Source organism: Kineococcus siccus, assembly GCF_009906795.1.
In the GTDB taxonomy this organism is placed as follows: domain Bacteria; phylum Actinomycetota; class Actinomycetes; order Actinomycetales; family Kineococcaceae; genus Kineococcus; species Kineococcus siccus.
This window is the reverse complement of sequence record NZ_JAAALN010000003.1, coordinates 1-22381: the sequence shown is the minus strand read 5'-3', so window position 1 is coordinate 22381 and position 22381 is coordinate 1. Positions and strand designations below refer to the sequence as shown.

General features: G+C 74.1%; 22 protein-coding genes and 1 riboswitch. Of the genes, 4 read left to right on the top strand and 18 right to left on the bottom strand.

The window, feature by feature from the left end; translation table 11 throughout:
* Positions 1-33: 33 nt before the first annotated feature.
* The 3 genes from GTR02_RS00985 to GTR02_RS00975 form a co-directional block, all read right to left on the bottom strand.
* Positions 34-1251 (bottom strand): FAD-dependent oxidoreductase, encoded by a 1218-nt coding sequence (locus GTR02_RS00985; RefSeq protein WP_166605601.1) that lies wholly within the window; start codon positions 1249-1251, stop codon positions 34-36.
* Between the two features lie 126 nt (positions 1252-1377).
* Positions 1378-2787, bottom strand: coding sequence for a TonB-dependent receptor (locus tag GTR02_RS00980; RefSeq protein WP_166605600.1), 1410 nt, complete (start codon positions 2785-2787; stop codon positions 1378-1380).
* Between the two features lie 134 nt (positions 2788-2921).
* Positions 2922-3200 carry a GlsB/YeaQ/YmgE family stress response membrane protein gene (locus GTR02_RS00975; protein WP_166605649.1) on the bottom strand — a complete coding sequence of 93 codons (279 nt, stop codon included), beginning with the start codon at positions 3198-3200 and terminating at the stop codon, positions 2922-2924.
* Between the two features lie 143 nt (positions 3201-3343).
* On the opposite strand from GTR02_RS00975, the gene GTR02_RS00970 reads away from it, so the two are divergent.
* The 3 genes from GTR02_RS00970 to GTR02_RS22590 are packed head-to-tail and all read left to right on the top strand — an operon-like array spanning position 3344 to position 5217.
* Positions 3344-4006: a LuxR C-terminal-related transcriptional regulator gene (locus GTR02_RS00970; RefSeq protein ID WP_205708398.1), complete on the top strand. Its 663-nt coding sequence runs from the start codon at positions 3344-3346 to the stop codon at positions 4004-4006.
* Positions 4007-4051: 45 nt separating this feature from the next.
* The gene (locus GTR02_RS00965; protein ID WP_166605599.1) at positions 4052-4360 is read left to right on the top strand and encodes a hypothetical protein; all 309 of its coding nucleotides are present in this window, start codon (positions 4052-4054) and stop codon (positions 4358-4360) included.
* Positions 4357-5217, top strand: coding sequence for a diguanylate cyclase domain-containing protein (locus GTR02_RS22590; RefSeq protein ID WP_166605598.1), 861 nt, complete (start codon positions 4357-4359; stop codon positions 5215-5217). Before GTR02_RS00965 ends, GTR02_RS22590 begins: the two co-directional genes overlap by 4 nt.
* A 26-nt stretch (positions 5218-5243) precedes the next feature.
* Here GTR02_RS22590 and xylB read toward each other — a convergent pair whose 3' ends face one another.
* Positions 5244-6656, bottom strand: coding sequence for a xylulokinase (gene xylB, locus GTR02_RS00955; protein WP_166605647.1), 1413 nt, complete (start codon positions 6654-6656; stop codon positions 5244-5246).
* Between the two features lie 199 nt (positions 6657-6855).
* Between xylB and GTR02_RS00950 the strand changes: the two genes are divergently transcribed.
* Complete coding sequence (locus GTR02_RS00950; RefSeq protein WP_166605597.1) at positions 6856-7101, top strand: DUF3073 domain-containing protein; 246 nt, start codon at positions 6856-6858, stop codon at positions 7099-7101.
* A gap of 61 nt (positions 7102-7162) precedes the next feature.
* Here GTR02_RS00950 and purM read toward each other — a convergent pair whose 3' ends face one another.
* The 14 genes from purM to iolD all read right to left on the bottom strand — a co-directional run bounded on the left by purM (position 7163) and on the right by iolD (position 22312).
* Positions 7163-8278 (bottom strand): phosphoribosylformylglycinamidine cyclo-ligase, encoded by a 1116-nt coding sequence (purM, locus tag GTR02_RS00945; protein ID WP_166605596.1) that lies wholly within the window; start codon positions 8276-8278, stop codon positions 7163-7165.
* The gene (gene purF, locus GTR02_RS00940) at positions 8275-9798 is read right to left on the bottom strand and encodes an amidophosphoribosyltransferase (RefSeq protein ID WP_166605646.1); all 1524 of its coding nucleotides are present in this window, start codon (positions 9796-9798) and stop codon (positions 8275-8277) included. The genes purM and purF overlap by 4 nt, the downstream gene beginning before the upstream one ends.
* A 54-nt stretch (positions 9799-9852) precedes the next feature.
* Positions 9853-10260, bottom strand: coding sequence for a hypothetical protein (locus tag GTR02_RS00935; protein WP_166605595.1), 408 nt, complete (start codon positions 10258-10260; stop codon positions 9853-9855).
* Positions 10257-10661 carry a sterol carrier family protein gene (locus GTR02_RS00930; protein WP_166605594.1) on the bottom strand — a complete coding sequence of 135 codons (405 nt, stop codon included), beginning with the start codon at positions 10659-10661 and terminating at the stop codon, positions 10257-10259. Before GTR02_RS00930 ends, GTR02_RS00935 begins: the two co-directional genes overlap by 4 nt.
* Positions 10662-10723: 62 nt before the next feature.
* A complete protein-coding gene (locus tag GTR02_RS00925; RefSeq protein ID WP_166605593.1) occupies positions 10724-12124 on the bottom strand; it encodes an L-serine ammonia-lyase in 1401 nt (466 codons plus the stop codon).
* Position 12125: 1 nt separating this feature from the next.
* The gene (gcvT, locus tag GTR02_RS00920) at positions 12126-13232 is read right to left on the bottom strand and encodes a glycine cleavage system aminomethyltransferase GcvT (protein WP_166605592.1); all 1107 of its coding nucleotides are present in this window, start codon (positions 13230-13232) and stop codon (positions 12126-12128) included.
* Positions 13233-13364: 132 nt separating this feature from the next.
* A riboswitch (glycine riboswitch) is annotated at positions 13365-13458 on the bottom strand.
* A gap of 65 nt (positions 13459-13523) precedes the next feature.
* Entirely contained in the window at positions 13524-14750 is a 1227-nt protein-coding gene (locus tag GTR02_RS00915; RefSeq protein ID WP_166605591.1) for an AAA family ATPase, read from the bottom strand.
* Between the two features lie 92 nt (positions 14751-14842).
* Positions 14843-15136 (bottom strand): Dabb family protein, encoded by a 294-nt coding sequence (locus GTR02_RS00910; protein ID WP_166605590.1) that lies wholly within the window; start codon positions 15134-15136, stop codon positions 14843-14845.
* Between the two features lie 106 nt (positions 15137-15242).
* The gene (locus GTR02_RS24090; RefSeq protein WP_338073488.1) at positions 15243-16292 is read right to left on the bottom strand and encodes a Gfo/Idh/MocA family protein; all 1050 of its coding nucleotides are present in this window, start codon (positions 16290-16292) and stop codon (positions 15243-15245) included.
* Between the two features lie 7 nt (positions 16293-16299).
* The gene (locus GTR02_RS00900; RefSeq protein ID WP_166605589.1) at positions 16300-17130 is read right to left on the bottom strand and encodes an ATP-binding cassette domain-containing protein; all 831 of its coding nucleotides are present in this window, start codon (positions 17128-17130) and stop codon (positions 16300-16302) included.
* Complete coding sequence (locus GTR02_RS00895; RefSeq protein ID WP_338073487.1) at positions 17127-18188, bottom strand: ABC transporter permease; 1062 nt, start codon at positions 18186-18188, stop codon at positions 17127-17129. The genes GTR02_RS00900 and GTR02_RS00895 overlap by 4 nt, the downstream gene beginning before the upstream one ends.
* A 7-nt stretch (positions 18189-18195) precedes the next feature.
* Positions 18196-19191: a sugar ABC transporter substrate-binding protein gene (locus GTR02_RS00890; protein WP_166605588.1), complete on the bottom strand. Its 996-nt coding sequence runs from the start codon at positions 19189-19191 to the stop codon at positions 18196-18198.
* Between the two features lie 149 nt (positions 19192-19340).
* The gene (locus GTR02_RS00885; RefSeq protein ID WP_166605587.1) at positions 19341-20240 is read right to left on the bottom strand and encodes a TIM barrel protein; all 900 of its coding nucleotides are present in this window, start codon (positions 20238-20240) and stop codon (positions 19341-19343) included.
* Positions 20241-20383: 143 nt separating this feature from the next.
* The gene (gene iolD, locus GTR02_RS00880) at positions 20384-22312 is read right to left on the bottom strand and encodes a 3D-(3,5/4)-trihydroxycyclohexane-1,2-dione acylhydrolase (decyclizing) (protein ID WP_166605586.1); all 1929 of its coding nucleotides are present in this window, start codon (positions 22310-22312) and stop codon (positions 20384-20386) included.
* Positions 22313-22381 lie beyond the last annotated feature (69 nt).

The window sequence follows — 22381 nt, the reverse complement described above, 5'->3', positions numbered from 1 at the left end:
GGGACGGTCGCCGGTCGGCCCCCGCGGCGCTGCTCACACCTTGCCGCGCAGCAGGCGGCGGTAGTAGATCTGCGGCAGGACGTACCGGTCGAACCACCACGCGGAACGGCGCGGCGCGAACGGGTGCGGCAGCGGCAGCGGGCGGGGCCCCTCCCGGTCGGCCTGCACCAGCATGAGCTGGTGACGGCTGGTGGTCACGGGCATGACGGTGTAGCCGTCGTACGCACGCAGTCGGCGGTTCGACGCGGCGGCGGCGATGTTGTGCGCGAGGACCGCGACCTGCTTGCGCAGCGCTCCACCGGAGGACCGGGTGCCGATCGCGGCCGCGTCACCGATCGCCCAGACGTCGTCGTGGCGCGTGGACCGCAGCGTGGTCGGGTCGATGTCGACGAGCCCGGCGGGCGACGCCCCGCCCAGCCCGCTCTCGCTGATCCACTCGGGGGCCCGGTAGTGCGGCACCACGTGCGCGTACGCGACGTCGTCGAGGCGGCGGGTACCGGTGGGGGTGGCGACGTCCACCGAGCGCAGGACCGGGTCCACGCTCGCCACGCGGGACCGGCGCACCACGGTGACGCCGTAGGAGGCGAAGACCGCCTCCAGGTGCTCGTCGGCCCCGGCGACGTCGAGCGGTCGGGCCTCGGGGAGGACCACGGTGACGTCGAGGTCGCCCAGCACCCCGCGGCGGTTCCAGTGGTCGCACGCCATGAGGGCCGGCTTCAGCGCGGTGGGCCCGCACGGCGCCGGCTCCGGCGGGACGGTGAACAGCACCGCGCCCTCCCGGACCGCCCGGAGCGCCGGCCACACCAACGGCGCGGAACTCGGCACGTACGTCGACCCCGCCCAGCCGGCGCTGTAGGCGTCCTGCAGGCCCGGAGTGGCCGCCCAGTCCTCGCGCATCCCGGGGCAGAGCACCAGCGTGGTGTAGCGGAGGCTCGTCCCGCGGCGCGTCCGCACGGTGCGGCTCACGGGATCCACGGCCGCGACGGCGTCCCGGACCCACCGGCACCCGGCCGGGACGACCGAGCTCGTGGGCCGTTCCTCCGCGGCCGGTCGGGCCTCCCCGCTGCCGACGTAGTTCAGCAGCGGTCGGTAGCGGTGCACCGGGGACGGCTCGACGAGCACGACGTCGTGGGCCCCGTCCCGCAGGAGCTTGGCGGCGAGGGAGATGCCGGCGTTGCCGCCACCGACGATGAGGACCTCAGCGTGGGTGACCGACGCGCCGGCGCGGGGAGCGCGGAGGGGAGGGGGCACCAGGCCACCTTCGGCGCCGCAGCCGCCGCACGCCAGTCGGTGGCCGCGCGACCACCGGTCCACCGGGCACCGAGCTCGCGGGCTCCCGCCCGACCGACCGTGGCGTCGTCGGCCGTCCGGGACCCCTCAGTCGCTGGGACGCTTGTACCCGAAGAAGTTGCGCTTGACGATCGTCGCGGCGACCTCCTCGGGGACCATGGACTCCCACGTGTCGTCGCCGGCCGCGATGCGCCGCAGCACGTCCCGGCTCAGGATCGGCAGGTACTCGGGCCGGTAGTTGTCCAGGTGCACGAAACTGCCGCGACGGGCGAGGAAGTCGAAGAGCGGCTGGAGGTCGGGGGCGACCTGCATGTCCTCCACGGTGACCGTCGCGCCCGTCTCCTGGTCCTGCATGGGGTAGACGAACAGCTTCAGGTCGTTCTTGAAGAGCCGGCCGAAGCTCTCCAGGATCCCGCCCTGCATGTGCGCGTGGTTCTCCTCGTCGAAGAGGTTGACCAGGCTCGGCACCCCCATGACGATGCCGATGCGCTCCTTGGTGCGGCGCTGCAGGTACTCGGCGAGGCGGTTGTACTCGTAGTAGTCCGTGATGACGGTGGTCATGCCGCACGCGCCGAGCAGGTCGGCGCGGGCCAGGAAGTCGCGCCGGTCGACCTTGTCGCCGGCCGCGCGGAGGTTCCGCATGGTGAGTTCCGTCAGCGCGAGCACCGGGGCGCCGCCCACGGCGTCCTCCTGCGCGAACTTCTCCTCCGCGCAGGAGAGCATGTCGATGTTGACCACCGTGGGGGGGCGGAAGCTGCCGCGCTCGACCAGGACCGCGTGCTTGCGCAGCGCCTCGGACGGCTGCAGGACCTCGCCGTCCGGGCCGAACATCGCGACGCCCGACAGGCCCAGCTGCACCAGCTGCAGCGCCATCAGCCGGTTGTCGACGCTGCGGAACTCGATCCCGCGGAACTGGATGACGTCGATCTCGATGCGCCCGGTGGACAGCCGGTCCAGCAGGCTGGCCACGACCTGGTCCGGTTCGTGGCGCTCGAAGAACGCCGCGTGCAGCAGGTTGACCCCGACGATGCCGAGGGCCTCCTGCTGCAGGCCGGCGTCGTCGTCGAGCATGCGGACGTGCAGGACGATCTGGCTGGGCTCGTCGTGCGGGTGGGCCTGGAACCGCACACCCATCCACCCGTGGCACTCGTTCCCGCCGCGGTAGCTGCGGGCCACGACGGTGTCGGCGAAGGCGAAGAAGCAGGTGTCGTCGCCCCGCGCCTCGCTGAGGCGCTCGACGTTGAGGGACAGCTCGTGCTGCAGCATCGCCTGCAGCCGGCCCAGGGACACGTAGCGGTCGCTCTTGCCGTAGACGGCGTCGCTGACCGCCATGTCGTAGGCGGACATCGACTTGGCCACGGTCCCTGCGGCGCCGCCGGCCCGGAAGAACCAGCGGGCCACCTCCTGCCCGGCGCCGATCTCGGCGATCGTCCCGTACCAGCGGGGGTCGAGGTTGACCCGAAGAGCCTTCTGCAGCGTGTCGGCGGCGATCTCCATGCGGGTGTCCTCCGAGTCGCGGCAACGTCCGGTGCTGCCCATCCTGCTGGACCCGGTCGCGGCGTGTCACCTCGTGGCGGACGACGCCGGCCGGGCGGGAGCAGGCGCGTGCCTCCCGACCGGCCGCGGCAGGGTCAGCGGACGGCGTTGCGGCGGCCACCGCGGGCGCCGACGAGCAGGAGCACGATGACGGAGCCGATGACCGCGCCGATGATGCCGGCGGGCTGCAGGAAGCCGTCGGCCGCGTCCTGGCGGAAGATCAGGTAGCCGAGGAAGCCGCCGACGAACGAGCCGACGATGCCGAGCAGGATCGTCGTGCCGACCGACATCGACTGACGGCCGGGGACGAGCAGGCGGGCGAGGGCGCCGGCGATGAGGCCGACGACGATCACGGTGACGACGGTGCCGATGATGCCCATGGCGTTCTCCTGGTGGTGTGGCGCGGTGGTCCGCGCGGGGTGACGGTGCCCGGTGCCGGGCCGTGGTCCCACTCGACCACCCGGCGGGGCAGGGTCGGCACACCCCTAGGGGTGGTAGCTTGCCCGGCATCAGCACCGTGACGAGGACCCGCCCCATCACCGTCGCCCTGGTCGACGACTACGACGTCGTGCTCGTGGGGCTCGCGCACCTCTTCGACGCCTACCGCGACCGCGTCGTCGTGGCGGAGATCGACGCCAACGCCTCCCTGCACGACGACGTCGACGTCGTGCTGTACGACTCCTTCGCCCAGCCGGAGTCCGACGAGGAGGAGGTGGCGGCCCTCGTCCGCAACCCGCGGGTCCACCGCGTCGTGGTCTACACCTGGAACTTCCAGCCCACGCTGGTCGAGACGGCCCGCGAGCTGGGGGTGCACGGCTACCTCTCGAAGACCCTGCCCGCGCGCGACCTCGTCGCGGCGATCGAGGCCGTGCACGCCGGCGAGCGGGTGTTCAGCACGCCGCCGCGCCGCGCCTCCAGCGCGCTCGGCCTCGACTGGCCGGGGCGCACCGAGGGGATCACCGACCGGGAGTCGGAGATCCTCGCCCTCATCACCCAGGGCAAGAACAACGCCGACATCGCCCGGCTCACGTACCTGAGCCCCAACACCGTGAAGTCCTACATCCGCTCGATCTACCGCAAGATCGACGTGGACAGCCGGACCCGGGCGGTGCTGTGGGGCGTCGCCCACGGCTTCACGCCCGACCACCGCCGCATCGACCACTGGCTCGGGGGGCCCTGACCGGGCGGTCGTCGGGTCGCGCCCCTGCGTCGCTACCCTGCCGTCGTGCCCCGGATCCCGTCCGCCCTCCTGGTCCCCTCGAGCGTCGTCGCCGGGTTCGCCGTCGGCCGCCGCACGGGGCGCCGCGCCCTCGCGGGGGTCGCCCTCGCGGCGGGTCTCGCGGCCGCCGCGCCCCGCTGGGCCACCCACCGCTCCCCCCTCACCGCCGCGGCGGCCGCCGCCGTGACCGTCGCCCTCGTCGGCGCCTCGCACCCGCTCTCGCGCCGCCTCGGCACCTGGCCGGCCGTCCTCGCGACGGGCGCCGCGACCGGTGTCGTGTCCGCGTGGGCCGACGGAGGCCGCGGCAGGCCGTGACCGACCCGGTCGAGGGCCCGGACCGCGCGGCAGGCGTCGACTGGCGCGCCCTCGCGGTGCGCGGCCCCGCGGCCACGGCCCTGATCGACGGCACCCGTGTGCTGTGGGCCTCGGCGCGCGCCGCGGCTCTCGCGGGCTGCGGCGGTTCGGGGGAGCTGTGCGGCGCCGACGCCCCCGGCCTGCTCGTCCCGGCCGACCGGGACCGCGCCCGCCGGGCCCTGGACCGGGCCCGCACCGAACGCGTCGAGACCGCCGTCGTCCGGCTGCGCGCCGCCCCGGCGCTGCGCCTGGAGGTGGCGCTCTCCGCCACGCGCACGGGGGAGGTCGCCGTCGCGGCCTGGGACGTGACCGAGCGCCTCGCGCGGGAGCGGGCCCTCACCCACCGCGCCACCCACGACGGCCTCACGGGGCTGCCCAACCGCGCGCTGCTGGCCGACCGCTGGCAGAGCGCCCGGGAGCGGGCGCGGCAGACGGGCGGGACGTCGTTCCTGCTGGTGTGCGACGTGGACGGGCTCAAGGACGTCAACGACCTGCGCGGCCACGGGGCGGGCGACGACGTGCTGGTGCAGGCCGCGAAGGCGCTCACGCGCGAGGTCCGCCCCAGCGACACGGTCGCCCGCCTGGGCGGTGACGAGTTCGTCCTCCTCGTCGAGAACGTGCCGGCCGACCACGTCGCGAGGCTCTGCGACCGCTTGCGCCGCAACGTCCTCCCGGCCGGCGGAGCCCCCGGTCGGCCCGTCCGGCTCAGCGTCGGCTGGGCCGCCGACGACCTCGGCCGGCCCGAGGAGGCCGTGCTGGCGGAGGCGGACGCCCGGATGTACGAGGACAAGCGCGGGGCCCGCCCGACGCCGCGCTGAGGTGCTGGACCCGCCGGCTCCGGACGTCAGGTCCGGGGCGCCGTCAGCTCGCGCACCGCGGCGTACCGCTCGCGGACGGCGGGCGTCGGGTCCGCCTCGAACGTGGCGCTCTCGCCGAGCACCCACGTCGGCGGCGCGTCGCTGCCGGCGAGCGCCCACGCGGCCTGGCGCGCCGCGCCGTCGGCCACGTACTCACCGGGCGGGGGCACCACGACGGGGTGGCCGAGCACGGCCGGCGCCAGCCGCCGGACCGCCTCGGACCGGGCGCCGCCGCCCACGAGGACGACCCGGCCGACGCGCACGCCCTGGGCGGCGAGGGCGTCGAGGCCGTCCGCGAGCCCGCACAGCAGGCCCTCGACGGTGGCGCGCGCCAGGTGCGCGGGTGTGCCCGTCGCCAGGGTCAGCCCGTGCAGGGCGCCCGTGCTGTCCGGGCGCACGGGCGTGCGCTCGCCCTCCAGGTAGGGAACCAGGACGAGGCCGCCCGAGCCCGCGGGCGCCGAGAGGGCCAGCCGCGACAGCTCGGCGTGGTCGACGCCCAGCAGGGTCGCGGCGGAGTCCAGGACGCGGGCCGCGTTGAGCGTGCAGACCAGGGGCAGGTAGTGCCCGGTGGCGTCGGCGAACCCGGCCACCAGACCGCTCGGGTCGGCCGTCGCCACGTCGCTGACGACGCTGACCACGCCCGACGTCCCGATGGAGACCACGACGTCGCCCAGCCGGGCCCCGACCCCGAGGGCGGCGGCCATGTTGTCGCCCGTGCCGGCGGCGAGCACGGCGCCGCGCGAGAGGTCGCTCGCGCTGGTCCCGGCGGAGCCGGCCGCGTCGAGGACGACCGGCAGCTCCGCGTCGGCGCCGAACGCGCGGCGCAGCAGGTCGTGGCGGTACTCGCCGGAGGCGGGTGAGAAGTAGCCCGTGCCGCTCGCGTCGCCGCGGTCGGTCGCGAGCCCGGCCCCGGCCGCGGTCCCGCCGGCGAGGCGGTGGGTCAGCCAGTCGTGGGGCAGGCACACCGACCGGGTCCGGGCCACCGACTCCGGCTCGTGCTCGGCGAGCCAGCGCAGCTTCGTGACCGTGAAGGAGGCCACGAGCTCGCTGCCGACCTCGCGGGCCCAGGCGCCGGGGCCGCCGAGCTCTGCCGTGAGGTCCGCCGCGGCGGCCGCGGACCGGCCGTCGTTCCACAGCAGCACCGGCCGGACCACCTCACCGGCGTCGTCGAGCAGCACGGACCCGTGCTGCTGCGCCCCCACGGCGAGGGAGTCGACGTCGTCCAGGCCGCCCGCGTCCGCCACCGCCTCCGTCAGCGCGCGCCACCAGTGCGCGGGGTCGACCTCCGTCGCGTCGGGGTGCCCGGCGCGCCCCGCGCGGAGCAGCTCCCCCGTCTCGGCGTCGCGCACGACGACCTTGCAGGACTGGGTCGAGGAGTCGATCCCCGCCACCTTCGGCATGCGCACAGCTAACACGGTCGGCCGTGCGCTGCGCCGCACGGGTGACTCCGCAGGCACCCCGGGGACCGTGCGGGGCCGACGCGCGCGACCGGGATGCCGGAAGCTCCCGCGGGCATGTACCTTTGGGACCACGGAGAGATGACAGCTGCTCCGGGGCACGCTCAGCCTGCCCCGGCCGACGCGCGAGGGGGTCGACGCCATGGGGCGCGGCCGTCAGAAGGCCAAGCAGACGAAGGTCGCTCGGGAGCTGAAGTACTTCAGTCCCGAGACCGACTACAACGCGTTGCAACGCGAGCTGCACGGGCCCGACCGCTTCAGTCCGGCGGGGCGCAACACAGCCCCCGTCGTTCCGGAGCCGGAAGCCGAGGAGGACGAGCCGTACGTGGACTCGTACCAGCCCCCGGAGGACGACTACGAGGACTGGGCGACCAAGCGCCGCGCCTGACGCAGCGTCCGTCCCAGTCCTGAAGTCACGCATGCCGGTCGGCGTGCCGCTGCCACCACCGTCACCAGCCCGGGTGCCGGCCACGGAGGAGCGTCACGCCGCCTGACACTCCCTTGCCGTTGCTCTCGCCGTCCGCCGCGGTGCGGGGCCGGACCTCACCGCACACCCACGCCGGGACGCCCGCGCCCTCGAGGCTGCCGACGACGGCCTCCACCGATCCGGCCGTGACGACGGCCACCATCCCCACCCCCAGGTTGAGGGTCCGCTCGAGGTCCGCCGCGGGGACGCCCCCCAGGTCGCGGACCGTGGAGAACACGGCCCCCGGGGTCCAGGTCGAGCGGTCGACCTCCGCCGTGACGTCGGCCGGCAGGCAGCGCGCCAGGTTCGCCGCGAGCCCCCCGCCGGTCACGTGGCTCATGGCGTGCACCCCGCCGGTGGCCAGCGTCGCCAGCGCCGGCCGGGCGTAGATGCGGGTGGGTTCGAGCAGTTCCTCGCCCAGCGTGCGACCGAACTCCTCCACGTGGCGCTCGTAGCCCCAGCCCGCGTCCGCGACGACCCGGCGCACGAGCGAGTACCCGTTGGAGTGCAGGCCCGAGGACGCCATCGCCACGAGGACGTCGCCGGCGCGCACCCGCTCGGCGCCGAGCAGCTCGTCGGCCTCGACGGCTCCCGTCACGGCACCCGCGACGTCGTACTCGTCGGGGCCCAGCAGCCCCGGGTGCTCCGCGGTCTCGCCGCCGACGAGCGCGACGCCCGCCTCCTCGCACGCGCGGGCGATGCCCGCGACGATCGCCGCCATCCGCTCGGGCACGACCCGGCCGCAGGCCACGTAGTCGGTCATGAACAGCGGCGTCGCGCCGCACACCACGACGTCGTCGACGACCATGCCGACGAGGTCGGCGCCGATCGTGTCGTGCACGTCGAGGGCCTGCGCCACGGCGACCTTGGTCCCGACGCCGTCGGTGCTCGTCGCCAGGAGGGGGCGACGGTACGCCTTGAGCGCGCTGACGTCGTACAGCCCCGCGAAGCCGCCGAAGCCGCCGACGACCTGCGGGCCGTGCGTCCGGGCGACGGACGCCTTCATGAGCTCGACGGCGCGGTCCCCCGCGACGACGTCGACGCCCGCGTCCGCGTACGTCGTGCCGCCCGTGGGCCGCCCGCTGCCGGAGGCCGTCACCGGGTGGCGGCGACGGGCGTGATCGGGATGCGCCGCGCGTCGAGGGAGTGCCGGCCGAGCCGCTCCACGTCGGGCAGCGGCACGGGGTAGGTCCCGCTGAAGCAGGCCGTGCACAGCTTCTCGACGGGCTGCTCGGTCGCCTCGATCATCCCCTCGGGAGAGATGTAGCCGAGCGAGTCCGCCCCGATGCTCGTGCGCACGTCCTCGACGCCCAGGCCCGTCGCGATGAGCTCGGCACGCGTCGCGAAGTCGATGCCGTAGAAGCACGGCCAGGTCACCGGGGGCGAGGAGATCCGCACGTGGACCTCCTTGGCGCCCGCCTCCCGCAGCATCCGGATGAGCGCCCGCTGGGTGTTGCCGCGGACGATCGAGTCGTCGACCACGATCAGCTTCTTGCCGTGCACCACGTTCTTGAGTGGGTTCAGCTTCAGCCGGATGCCCAGCTGCCGGATCGTCTGGCTCGGCTGGATGAACGTGCGCCCGACGTAGGCGTTCTTCACCAGGCCCTGGCCGTAGGGGATCCCGGACGCCTCGGCGTAGCCGATCGCGGCGGGCGTGCCCGACTCCGGCGTCGGGATGACGAGGTCCGCCTCGACGGGGTGCTCGCGGGCCAGCGTGCGGCCCATCTCGACGCGGGCCTCGTGCACGACGCGGCCGCTGATGGTCGTGTCGGGGCGCGCGAGGTAGACGTACTCGAAGACGCAGCCCTTGGGCTTGGGTTCCGCGAACCGCGACGAGCGCAGGCCGTCGGCGTCGATCGCGATGAGCTCGCCCGGCTCGATCTCCCGGACCTGGCTGGCGCCCACGATGTCGAGCGCGGCGGTCTCGCTGGCCACGACCCAGCCGCGGTCGAGGCGGCCGAGCACGAGGGGACGGATGCCGTGGCGGTCGCGCGCGGCGTAGAGCGTGTGCTCGTCCATGAACACGAGGCTGAACGCGCCCTCCACGTGCGGCAGGACCTCGGTCGCGGTGGCCTCGAGCGTGTGGTCGGGGTCGCCCGCGAAGAGGGCCGTGATGATCGCCGTGTCGGTCGTGTTGCCGCGGGCGATCTCCCCGACGGAGGACGCGCGGCCCGCCGGCCCCGGCTGGTCGGGGTAGCGCTCCGCGAGCAGCTCCCGCAGGGCGAAGGAGTTGGTGAGGTTGCCGTTGTGGGCCAGGGCGACCGTGCCACCGGCCGTCGCGCCGAGCGTCGGCTGCGCGTTCTCCCAGCCACCCCCACCGGTCGTGGAGTAGCGGGTGTGCCCGACCGCGATGTGCCCCTGCAGGGACTCCAGCGCCGACTCGTCGAAGACCTGGGACACGAGCCCGGTGTCCTTGAACACGAGGATCTGCTCGCCGTTGCTCACGGCGATGCCGGCGGCCTCCTGCCCCCGGTGCTGCAGGGCGTACAGACCGTAGAAGGTGAGCTTGGAGACTTCCTCACCGGGAGCCCAGACCCCGAAGACGCCGCACGCGTCTTGAGGTCCCTTCTCTCCGGGAAGCAGGTCGTGGTTGAGACGTCCGTCACCGCGGGCCACGATCCGAGTGTGGCACACCGGGCCCGCCCGGGCCGACCGCGTGGGTGCGGCCCCGGCTCAGCGCCGGCGTTCCACCAGGACCGCGACGAGGCCGCCGACGATGGCCCCCACCATGCCGAGGGACACGAGCAGGAAGCCGAACAGCTGGCGCTGCGAGTACCCCCCGTTCGGGGTGCTCACGAGGGCCGTGACGAACGCGACGAGGACCGCGACGCCGATCCCCGTGAGCACGAAGGCCTTGTACCGCGGCGCCCGCCGGCGGGTGACCTGCACGAAGGCCGTCCCGTCGGCCGCCTCCGCGGCGGCGTCGGAGGGCTCGCTCCCCGGCGCGGGCGACGCCACGGGCTCGGGCGACGCCACGGGCTCGGGCGACGCCACGGGCTCGGGCGCCGCCGCGGGCCGGGCGGCGGCGTCGGGGTCCCCGGCCGGCTCGTCGAGAGCGGGGCGGTGCTCGGCGTCGGTCACCCTGCGACCGTACGTCCTGCCGCGTCCGGCTCGAGCACCGGCAGCAGGTCGCTCAGGTCGGCGCGGTTGCCGCTGGCGAGGACCCGTCCGGCGGTGCGCGCGACCTCGAAGGGCACCCGCCCGCCCGCCAGCTCGAGCCACGTGACGGCGTCCATCTCCACGACCGCGGGAGGCGTGCCGCGCGTGTGCCGCGGGCCCTCGATGACCTGCACCGCACCGAAGGGCGGGACGCGCACCTCGACGCTGCCGCCGGGGTAGCGCGCGGCGAGCTCCTCGAGGGCGTAGCGGACGCCGGTGGCGAGCACCGAGCGCGGGGGCTGGCCGCCCTCGGCGATGGTGCTCAGAGCGGCCCGGGCGGCCGCGAGCCCCTCGACGGGATCGGTGCGACGACGTGCGGGCATGCTCCCATCGTCCGGCACGCGGCGGCGGCCCGCCTCAGCACCCGGCCCTCAGCACCCGGCCCTCAGCACTCGGGGACGTTGACCCCCACGACCGTGAGCGCGAGCCCGCCCCGGGAGGTCTCCTTGTACTCCGAGCGCATGTGCGCCCCGGTCTGGCGCATCGTGCGGATCACGGTGTCGAGGCTGACGACGTGCACCCCGTCGCCACGCATCGCGGTGCGCGCCGCGTGGATCGCGGTCGTGGCGCCCACCGCGTTGCGCTCGATGCAGGGGATCTGCACGAGCCCGCCGACGGGGTCGCACGTCAGGCCGAGGTGGTGCTCGATCGCGATCTCGGCGGCGTTCTCGACCTGCTCCGGGGTCCCCCCCAGCACCTCCGCGAGACCGGCCGCGGCCATGGCGCTCGCGGACCCGACCTCGCCCTGGCAGCCGACCTCCGCGCCCGAGATGGACCCCGTCTCCTTCAGGACGATCCCGAGGCCCCCCGCGGCGAGCAGGAAGCGGACGGTGCCGGCGTCGTCGGCGCCGGGCACGAAGCGGCGGTAGAAGTGCAGGACGGCGGGGACGATGCCCGCGGCGCCGTTGGTGGGCGCCGTCACGACCCGTCCGCCCGCCGCGTTCTCCTCGTTGACGGCGAGCGCGAACAGGCTCACCCAGTCCATGGCGCGCAGGGCGTCGACGGGTGAGTCCGCATCGGCGTCCTCGGCGAGCAGCTGCGCGTGCAGCCCGGGAGCGCGGCGGCGCACGCCGAGGCCGCCGGGCAGGGTGCCGCCCGAGACCAGGCCGCGGTCCACGCAGGCCGCCATGGCCGCGAAGATGCGCAGCAGGCCCGCGTCGACCTCCGCGGACGTCCGCACGTGCTCCTCGTTGCGGCGCACCAGGTCCGCGACCCTCAGCCCCGTGGCGCGGCACGCGTCGAGCAGCTCCGCGCCCGTGCGGAAGGGGTGCGGCAGCTCCGCGCCCACCTCGGCGACGGGGGCGGTCGCGTCCAGCGGGTGGTCGCGGACGAACCCGCCGCCGACCGAGTAGGAGGTCCGCTCGGCGAGCAGCGCACCGTCCGCGGCGAACGCGCGGAACACCATCCCGTTCGGGTGGTCCGGCAGCGCCCGGTTCCCGACGAGCACCAGGTCGGCGTCGACGTCGAAGGCGATGCGGTGCCGGCCCAGGAGGTCGAGGGTGCCGCGCTCGCGCACCGACTCCAGCAGCGTCGGGACGATCTCGATGTCCACCGTCTCGGCGTGCTGGCCCAGCAGGCCCAGCAGCACGGCCCGGTCGCTGCCGTGCCCGCGTCCCGTGGCGCCGAGCGAGCCCCACAGCTCCACGCTCACGCGGGCGGTCCGGGGCAGGTGCCCGTCGGTCTCGAGCGCCTCGGCGAAGGCGCAGGCGGCGCGCAGCGGCCCCACGGTGTGCGAGCTCGACGGGCCGATGCCGATCGAGAACATGTCGAACACGCTGACGGCCACGTCAGCGCACCCGGCGGTAGAAGGGCAGCTCGACGACCTCGACGGGCTGCGCGCTGCCGCGCACGTCGACGGCCAGGGCGGTCCCGACGGCCGCGAGGTCCGCCCGCACGTAGGCCATCGCGACCGGGTACCCGAGCGTCGGGGAGAGCGCGCCGCTGGTGACGCGGCCGACGACGTCGTCGCCCGACAGCACCGCGTACCCCTCGCGGCCCGCGCGCCGGCCGCTGCCCCGCAGACCCACGAGCAGCTCGGCGGGCTCGGCGGCGGCGGCCGCCTCCAGCGCCGCGCGGCCCGTGAAGTCGCCCGGCGCGTCGAGCTTCACGACGCGGCCCAGCCGCGCCTCGTAGGGGTTCCGGTCCCGGGTCAGCTCGTGGCCGTACAGCGGCATGCCGGCCTCCAGGCGCAGCGTGTCGCGGCAGGCCAGGCCGGCGGGGACGGCGCCGTGCTCGCGGCCGGCGCCGAGCAGGGCCTCCCAGGCGGCCACGGCGTCGCCGGTCGCGGTGAACACCTCGAAGCCGTCCTCCCCCGTGTACCCGGTGCGGGCGAGCAGCACGTCGACGGGACCGCCTGCGGTGCGCAGGGTCGCGGGCTGCGAGCGGTAGTAGCGGACGACGGCGAGGTCGACGTCGACGAGCGGCGCGAGGATCGCCGCGGACGCCGGGCCCTGCACGGCGACGAGGGCGTGCTGCTCGGACTCGTCGGCCACGACGGCGTCGAAGCCCGCGGCGCGCTCGGTCAGCGCCGTCGCCACGACCTCGACGTTGGAGGCGTTGGCGATGACGAGGAACTCCTGCTCGCCGAGGCGGTACGTCACGAGGTCGTCGAGGATCCCGCCGTCGGTGTCGACGAGCATCCCGTAGGCGGCCCGGCCCAGCGGCATGGCCGACGGCGTCCCCACGAGGGCCGCGTCGAGCGCGGCGCCCGCGGCGGGCCCGGTGACCCGGATCTCGCCCATGTGGGACAGGTCGAACACGCCGGCCGTCTCGCGCACGGCCCGGTGCTCGGCGAGGTCGGAGGCGTAGCGCACGGGCATCGACCAGCCCGCGAAGTCGGTGAACGTGGCGCCGAGGGCGGCGTGGACCTCGTGCAGGGGGGACGGGCGGCTCATCGGGGCTCCTCTCGAAGCGTGCCGTCGCCGGGTGCGACCGCACGGGGACCCCCTCTGTCGAGCCGTCGGGCCGCGGCGCCGCAGCGGGTCCGTCGACGGGGACCACGACGTGGCCCGGCTCTCCAGAGCGGCCTGCCCGTGGCGGTCCGTGGACCTGAGAGGTTCCGGGGTGGTTGCTCCTTCGGTGCCCACCGCTGGCGCGGCAGGGCTCTCCCGCCCGGGGGATGCGGCCTGGTGGTGCTGTTCTGTTGTGCGTGCAGGCCGAGCGTCGCACAACGGCGACGGCCTGGGCTACTCGCTCGAGGAGCGCCGGCCGCGGGGACGGTGTGCCGGTACGTCGAGCCTGGGGATCGCCCGCAGGAGGAAGCGGTCGAAGTGGGGAACGGTGAAGGCGGCGTAGCCGTGCTGAGGCGTCCAGAGCAGTCCCATGTTGATCAGCTCGGCTCGCGTCGGGCCCAGGTTGGTCGAGGCACGCCCCATCACGTCGGCGACATCGGACGCCTTCTGCGCGGCAGGCCCGAGTTGGGCCATGGCCCGCAGGTAGGCGCGCTGCAGGTCCGTCGCACGGTCGAGGCGGATTCGGAAGAAGGACGCGTCCAGCTTCGCCTCGTAGGCGGGGACAGCCGCCTCGACGTCCTCCTCGATCACCTCGGGACCCACGGCCACCGTCCACACCGCGTACCCCAGTTCCTGGACGAAGCAGGGGTAGCCACCGGTGATGTCAACCGCTCGATCGAGCGCGCTCGCGGTGTAGGTGACACCTTCCTCCCGAGCCGGTCGCGCCAGCGCAGCCCTCGCGTCAGCGTCCGAGAGGTCGCCGATCTCGGGGAACTTGAACAACCGCTCGGCGTAGGACTTGGCGTCACCAGCCAGTTCGGCGATCTGCGGCAGACCGGCACCGACCATGGTGATGGGCAGCTTGCGCTGCACCATCTTGTGCAGCGCCTGGATCAGCGCCTCGAGCTGCTGCTTGCTGAGGAACTGGACCTCGTCCAGGAGGAGGACCACCCCGCGCTCCCGTTCCCTCGCCGCCTCTCCCAGGGCGAGGAGCACGTCCGTCAGGTCCATGGCGAGGTTGCCGTGGTCGGCGAAGCCCTCGGCCGCCTGGACGTCCAGGCCGGCGGACCAGCCGCCGGACGGGTCCACGCTGAGCGCGAAGGACTGGAGGACTGCCGCAGCGTGCTGGAAGCGGTCGCTCCACCGTGCACGTGGTGACAGCTCCAGCAGGCCGGCTCGCAGCCGGCTCGACATGTCCCGGCGGAAGTCGGCCTCGTCGTGCTTGCTGACCTCCTGCTCGATGACGACCCACTCCTGCGCCAGCGCCTTGGAGCGGAACTGGCCCAGGAGGACGGTCTTGCCCACTCCGCGCAGTCCCGTGACGATCATGGACTGCTCGGTGCGGCCGCGAGCGAGACGGGCGAGGAGGAGGTCGAACGACTCCAGCTGGTCGTCGCGACCGACGACGGCCTCGGGCTCTGCACCCGCGTTGGGCGTGTACGGGTTGGTGAGAGCGCGCACGGCCTCACCTTAGGAGCTTTGCCTGGCTTTATCCTATGTCGATGAAGTCGGCCACTTCGACTGAGGACCCAGCTCGAGGAGCGCCGACCTCGTCACCAGGCGGTGAAGTCGAACTCCTGGAAGTCGGCGACCTCGACGGCCCAGCGCTGCTCGACGAAGCCGCGGTGCGCGGGGTGCTCGTCGTAGGCGCGGTAGGCGGCCTCGTCGGCGAAGCGCATGGAGAACCGGAAGCGGAACGGGCTCTTCGGGCTGACCTGGCGGCTGACGGTGAAGTCCTCCACCCCCGGGACGGCGGTGAGGACGTCGCGGCCCTCGGTGAGGAAGTCCCGCTCGGCCGGGGAGCCCTCGGGGTGGACGAGGGTGAAGCAGACGGTGTGCTCGATCACGGGCCCACTGTGCCGGAGGACACCGTCGGGTCACCAGCGGCCGGCACGACGGGCCCCCGCGCTCCGTGGTGGCGTCGAGGGCGCGCCGCGTCGAGCACCACCTGCCTCAGGCGCCGCCGGGACGGGCGCCCAGGTCGACCTCCACGCGGCGGCCCGTGCGCAGCGACTCGACCCCGGCCGCGCAGACGGCGGCCGCGGCGTAGCCGTCCCACACCCCGGGCCCGTCGACGCCCGCCCCGCTGCGCACGGCGTCGGCCCAGCGCTGGACCTGGGTGTCGTAGGCCGCGCCGAAGCGCTCCTTGAACCCCGGGGCCACCGCGCCGCCCCAACCGGTCCCCGACTGCTGCACCAGGCCGACACCGAGGCCGATCTGCGCGCTGCCGCGCTCGGCCACGAGCTCGGTGCGCACGACGTAGCCGGTGGTGGTGTTGACGAAGACCTCGACGTCCACGAGCGTGCCGCTCTCGGTCTCCAGCAGCACGAACTGCGGGTCCTGCAGCCCCTCGGGGGCCGTGGCGCTGCGCCGGGGCGTGAGCACGGTGACGGCCGTGACCTCCTCGTCCAGCAGGAACCGGGTGACGTCGACCTCGTGGACCACCGAGTCGAGGACGAGCATCTCGGAGGAGAAGTTCGGCGGCGTGCTCGCGTTGCGGTGCACGCAGTGCAGGAACAGCGGCCGGCCCAGCTCGCGGGAGGCGACGAGAGCGCGCAGCCGTTCGTACTCGGCGTCGAAGCGGCGCATGAACCCGACCTGCACGAGCGGGCGCCCCAGCGCGTGCTCGGCGTCGACGATCCTGCGGGCCGTCGCTGGGGACGTGGTCAGCGGCTTCTCGCACAGCGTCGGCTTGCCCGCCGCGAGCGCCTCCAGCACCAGGCCCTCGTGCGTGGAACCGGGCGTGGCGATCACCACGGCGTCGACGTCCGGGTCGTGGACCGCCGCCACCGGGTCGTGCACCGCGCGGACCCCGAACTCGGCGGCCACGGCGTCGGTCCGGGCCGCGTCGACGTCGCTGACGACGACGAGCTGCGTCCCCCTCGTCAGCCGCGCGAGCCGCCGGGCGTGGTCCTGGCCCATCGCCCCGACGCCGAGCACGGCGACGCGGAGGTCCCGGTCGCCCCCCGGACGGGGGGCCCGGGGGGCCGTCGCCGTGCTCACGCGGGGATCACCGTCCGGTGGTGTCGGGAGCCGGCACGGCGGTGGAGAGCTCGTGGCTCAGGGCCGCCAGCTCGGCGCCGCCGGCCATCTCGTTGGTCAGCTCCTCCAGCGTGATCTCCTGCCGCGACCGGTCCAGGGACACGTTGCCGCGGTTGAGGATGACGAAGTGGTTGCCGACCAGGTAGGCGTGGTGCGGGTTGTGCGTGATGAAGATGACGCCCAGGCCCGCGTCGCGGGCCTTGGCGACGTACTTCAGGACCACCCCGGACTGCTTCACGCCGAGCGCCGCGGTGGGTTCGTCGAGGATGAGGACCTTCGCCCCGAAGTGGATGGCCCGGGCGATGGCGATGCACTGGCGCTGCCCGCCCGAGAGGGCCCCGACGGGGCGTTCGAGGTCGGGCACGCTGATGCCCATCTTCGTCAGCTCCTCGTCGGTGGTGCGCACCATGGTCCTGACGTCCAGGCGCTTGAACGGGCCCCACCCCGTGCTGAGCTCCGCGCCGAGGAAGAAGTTGCGCCAGATCGACATGAGCGGCACCAGCGCGAGGTCCTGGTAGACCGTCGCGATGCCGCGTTCCAGCGAGTCGCGCGGCGAGGTGAAGCGGACCTCCTCGCCGTTGACGACCAGCTGCCCCTCGGTGTGCTGGTGCAGGCCCGCGATGACCTTGATCAGCGTCGACTTGCCGGCGCCGTTGTCGCCCAGGACGCAGGTGATCTCGCCTTGGCGCACCGACAGCGACACCCCGCGCAGGGCGTGCACGTTGCCGTAGCTCTTGCCGACGTCCGTCAGCCGGAGGATCTCGCTCGTGGGGGCCGCGCCCGCGGTCGCGGCGCTCACCGCTTGGACGCCTGGTTCTTCACGACGAGGTTCACGATCGTCGCGAGCAGGAGCATGACGCCGAGGAACAGCTTGAACCAGTTGGCGTCCCAGCCCGCGTACACGATGCCGAGGCTCGTCATGCCGAAGATCAGCGCACCGATGGCCGACCCGATCGCGGAGCCGTACCCGCCGGTCAGCAGGCAGCCGCCGACGACCGCGGCGATGATGTAGATGAACTCCTGCCCGACGCCGCCGCCGGACTGGATCGAGTCGAAGCTGAACAGCTGGTGCATCCCCACGAACCAGCCGCAGAACCCGACCGCCATGAACAGGCCGATCTTCGTGCGCCGCACGGGGACGCCGACCGCACGGGCCGCCGCGGCGTCCCCGCCGGCCGCGAAGATCCAGTTCCCGACTCGCGTGCGCAGCAGCGTCCAGGTGGCGATGGCGACGAAGAGGATCCACCAGAACACGGTGATCTTGACGCCGACCCCGCCGACCTGGACGGTCGAGGCGAACACCGCCTGGGCGGCGGAGAAGCCGTCCATGTCCGCCACCGAGTCCGACGAGACGCCGCCCGTCAGCAGCTTCGTCACCCCGAGGTTCAGGCCCTGCAGCATGAAGAACGTGCCCAGCGTGATGAGGAAGCTGGGCAGCCCCGTGCGCATCAGGAGCCAGCCGTTGAACGCCCCGACGGCCAGCGCGAGCAGGAGGGCCACGACGATGCCGACCCACAGGTTCAGCCGCAGCTGGAAGGCGAACGTCGACGCCGCCAGCGCCGACGTGGTGACGACGACGCCCGCCGACAGGTCGAACTCCCCGCCGATCATGAGCAGGGCGACCGCGACGGCCATGATGCCGATCGTGGACGCCGAGTAGGCGACGGTGGCCAGCGAGGGGGCCGTGCGGAACGTCGGGGCGACGACGCAGAAGAGCACGAAGACCGCGACCGCACCGATGAGGGAGCCGATCTCGGGACGCGACAGCAGCCGCGAGGTCACCGAGCGCGTCTTGACGCGGTCGTCCTTGCCCTGCAGCGCCGCGGAGGCGCTGGGGCTGCTCACCGAGGTGCTCACGCGAGCCTCACCGGGTTCCCTTGGCGGCGAAGTCGGCGACGCGGTCGACGTTGGTGGAGTCGATGAACGCGGGCCCGGTCAGCGTGGCCTGGCCCCCGCCGATCGAGTTGCCGTTGGTCTTGTACAGCCACAGCGCGTCGACCGCGAGGTAGCCCTGCAGGTAGGGCTGCTGGTCGACGGCCCACTCCACGGTGCCGCCCTGGATGGCCTTGACGAGCTCCTCGTTGGTGTCGAACGTTCCCACCTTCGCCTGGCTGCCCGCGTCGGCGATGGCCTTGACGGCCGTGAGGGCGTACGGCGCGCCCAGGGCGACCACCCGGTCGATGGCCGGGTCCTGCTGGAGCTTGGAGGTGATCGACTGCTGGACCGACGGCATGTCGGTGCCGGTGACGAAGATGTTCTCGGTCGTGCCCGTGAACGTGTTCTTGACCCCGGCGCAGCGGGCGTCGAGGCTGACGTTGCCCTGCTCCTGGATCACGCAGAGGACCTTCTTCGCGCCCTCGGTGCTGAGCCGCGTGCCGACGGCCTCGCCCGCGACGGTTTCGTTGGAGCCGAAGTAGCCGATCGCGCCGGTGGCCTGCCACGCGTCGATGCCGCCGTTGAGGACGGTGACGGGGATGCCGGCGTCGACCGCGGCCTTGACGGTCGGGGCCATGGCGTCCGGCTTGGCCATCGTGACGGCGATCCCGTCGGCCTTGGCGTCGATGGCGCTCTGCACGAGGTTGGCCTGGTCCGCCGCCTCGGGTGCGCCCTGGTAGTTCAGGTCGACGTTGTCCTTCTTCGCGGCCGCCTCCGCGCCGGAGCGGACGATGTCCCAGAACGTGTCGCCCGGCGCCGCGTGGGTCACCATGGCGATCTTGATGCGGGGCGTGTCCGCGACCCCGGCCGCCGCCCCTCCGGTGTCGGTGTCCTCCCGGCCGCCGCTGCTGCTGCAGCTGCCCAGGGTGAGCGCCGCGGTGGCGGCGAGGGCGATGACGGCGGCCTTGCGCGAGCGAATCCTCATCGATCCGGTCCTTCCTGTCGGGCCGCGGGGAGCGGCCCGGTCCTGGGGCTGCGGGCCCGATCCGGTGTGCGGGGGTGCGGTGTTGCGGCGGTGCGGTGCCGTCCGGACGGTACCCGGGCCCGACGACGGGCGCCCGGCCCCGGTCCCGGTCAGGCGCCGGGCGTCCGGCAGGACGTCAGGTAGGAGAAGGTCCGGCGGGCGATCGGCAGGGGGACGTCGGGGGCGACCGGGTAGAGGTCCTGCTCCACGATGGCGAACAGGTCGCGGTCGAGCCCCTCCAGCGCGGCGAGGATCGAGGGCATGTCCGGGACGCCCGTGGGCGGCTCGACCATCGCACCCATCGCCACCGCCTCGCCGAAGCCGAGGTCCTCGGCCTTGACCTTCGCGACCACCTCGGGCGAGACCTGCTTGAGGTGGACGTAGGCGATCCGGTCGGGGTGCTCGGCGATGATCCTGAGGTTGTCCCCGCCCGAGTAGCTGACGTGCCCGGTGTCCAGGCAGAGCTTCACGACCTCGGGGTCGGTCATCTCGAGGAACCGGTCGATCTGCTCGTGCGTGTCCACGTGGGTGTCGGCGTGGGAGTGGAAGGCCAGCTGCAGGCCGTAGCGGTCCCGCACGTCGCGCGCGAGGCGGTCCGTGCCCGAGGCCAGCCGCTGCCAGCCCTCGTCGGTGAGGGTGCGGTCCTCCAGCGCCTCCCCCGTCGTGTCGCTGCGCCACTGCCCGGGGATGACCACGAGGTGCGTGCCCCCGACGGCCTGCGTGAGCGAGGCGACGAGCTCGACCTGGGCCCACGCCTCGTCGTAGTGGTCGGGCCGGTGCAGGGCCGCGAAGATCGTCCCGGCCGACACCTTCAGGCCGCGGCGGCCGAGCTCCTCGGTGAGGCGTCCCGGGTCGGCCGGCAGGTAGCCGTACGGTCCCAGCTCGATCCACTCGTAGCCCGCCGCGCGGACCTCGTCGAGGAACCGCCCGTACGGGACCTGGCGCGGGTCGTCGGCGAACCACACGCCCCAGGAGTCGGGGGCGGAGCCGATGGTGATGGTGCGGCCCATGTCGCGGTGTCCTCCACGTCGTCGTGCGCCTGCGCCTCGTGCGGGCTCCTGGAACTCTGCTGCGCGGCCCGGACGGTGTCAAGAGTTTGTCCGGACATGCTCACCTCTCCGGGGGCCTCCCGAGGGCCCCCGGCCGAGGGGTGTCAGACGAGCGGTCGCTGCCGCGCCTTGTGCGCCTCGTAGGCGACGCGCGCCGTGCGCGTGGAGTCGACGTGGGAGACCTCGGAGACGGGGACGTCCCACCAGCCGCCACCGTCGGGGGCCTCCGAGTGCAGGTCGGTCTCGACGTGCACGAGGGTCGACTCCGTGGACGCCTTGGCGTCCCGCAGCGCCTCCACGAGCTCCTCGCGGGTGCCTGCCCGCAGGACCCGCACCCCGAGGCTCTCGGCGTTGGCCGCGAGGTCGACGGGGAGCTTGTCGCCGTCGAGGCGGCCCGAGGCCGAGCGCCTGCGGTAGCGGGTGCCGTAGCGCTGCGAGCCCAGGGACTCGCTCAGCGCGCCGATCGAGGCGAACCCGTGGTTCTGCAGCAGGACGACGATGACCTTGACGTCCTCCTGCACCGCCGTCACGAGCTCCGTCGGCATCATGAGGTACGAGCCGTCCCCCACCGTGATGAAGACGTCGCGGTCGGGTGCCGCCATCTTCACGCCGATCCCGCCGGGGATCTCGTAACCCATGCAGGAGTAGCCGTACTCGACGTGGTACCCCTTCGGGTCGCGCGCCCGCCACATGCAGTGCAGGTCCCCGGGCAGCGACCCGGCGGCGCACACCACGACGTCGCGCGGGCCGGCCACCTCGTCCAGGGCCCCGAGGACCTCCGCCTGCGCGAGCACGCCCGTGCGCTCCCCGATCCCCGAGCGGTAGAACCCCTCGACGACGGCGTCCCACTCCGCGTTCAGCCGCGCCGTCCGCTCCCGGTAGGCGTCCGGCACCGAGAACCCCTGCAGCGCAGCCGTCAGCGCCACCAGCGCCTCGCGCGCGTCCGCCTGCACCGCGAGCCCTGCGTGCTTGACGGCGTCGAGGGAGGCCACGTTGATGTTGACGAACCGCACGCCGGGGTTCTGGAACGCCGAGCGGGAGGCGGTGGTGAAGTCGGAGTACCGGGTGCCGATGCCGATCACGAGGTCCGCCTCGGCGGCGATCTCGTTGGCTCCCGTCGTGCCCGTGGCGCCGATCGCCCCCAGGCACAGCGGGTGGTCGTAGGGCAGCGTCCCCTTGCCCGCCTGCGACTGCGCGACGGGGATGCCGGTCGCCTCGGCGAAGGCCCGCAGCGCGTCCGTCGCGCCCGAGTAGGTGACGCCGCCCCCGGCCACGACGAGCGGAGTCCGGGCGCCGCGGACGAGGTCGGCCGCGCGGGCGAGGAGCGCGGTCTCCGGCACCGGCCGGGCGACGTGCCACGTGCGCTCGCGGAACAGCTCGACGGGCCAGTCGAACGCCTCGGCCTGCACGTCCTGCGGCAGCGCGATCGTGGCGGCGCCGGTCTCGGCGGGGTCGGTGAGCACGCGCATCGCGCCGAGCAGGGCGGCGGGCAGCTGCTCGGGGCGCCACACGCGGTCGAAGAACCGCGACAGGGGACGGAAGGCGTCGTTGACCGAGACGTCGTACCCGGACGGCAGCTCCAGCTCCTGCAGCACGGGTGAGGACACCCGGGTGGCGAACACGTCGCTGGGCAGCAGCAGCACGGGGAGGCGGTTGATGGTCGCGAGCGCGGCGCCCGTCAGCATGTTCGTCGCCCCGGGGCCGACCGAGGCCGTCACCGCGAGGGTCTGCAGGCGGTCCTGCTGGCGCGCGTAGCCGACCGCCGCGTGCACCATGGCCTGCTCGTTGCGCCCCGTCACGTAGGGCACGTGGGCCGGCGGCTTCCAGCCGTCACCCGCGTCGACGGCCAGCTCGGCCTCCAGCAGCGCCTGCCCCACGCCCGCGACGTTGCCGTGGCCGAAGATGCCGAACACCCCGCCGAAGAACTGCCGGCGCTCCCCGTCGCGCTCGGAGAACTGCGCGGCCAGGAACCGGACCACGGCCTGGGCCACGGTGAGGCGGACGGTCTCGCGGGGGGTCGGGGTGACGCTCATGGCGATCGGCTCCGGTCGGGGGTGGTCGGGTCAGACGGGTGGTCGGCTCGGGCGGGAACGGTCCGGGCG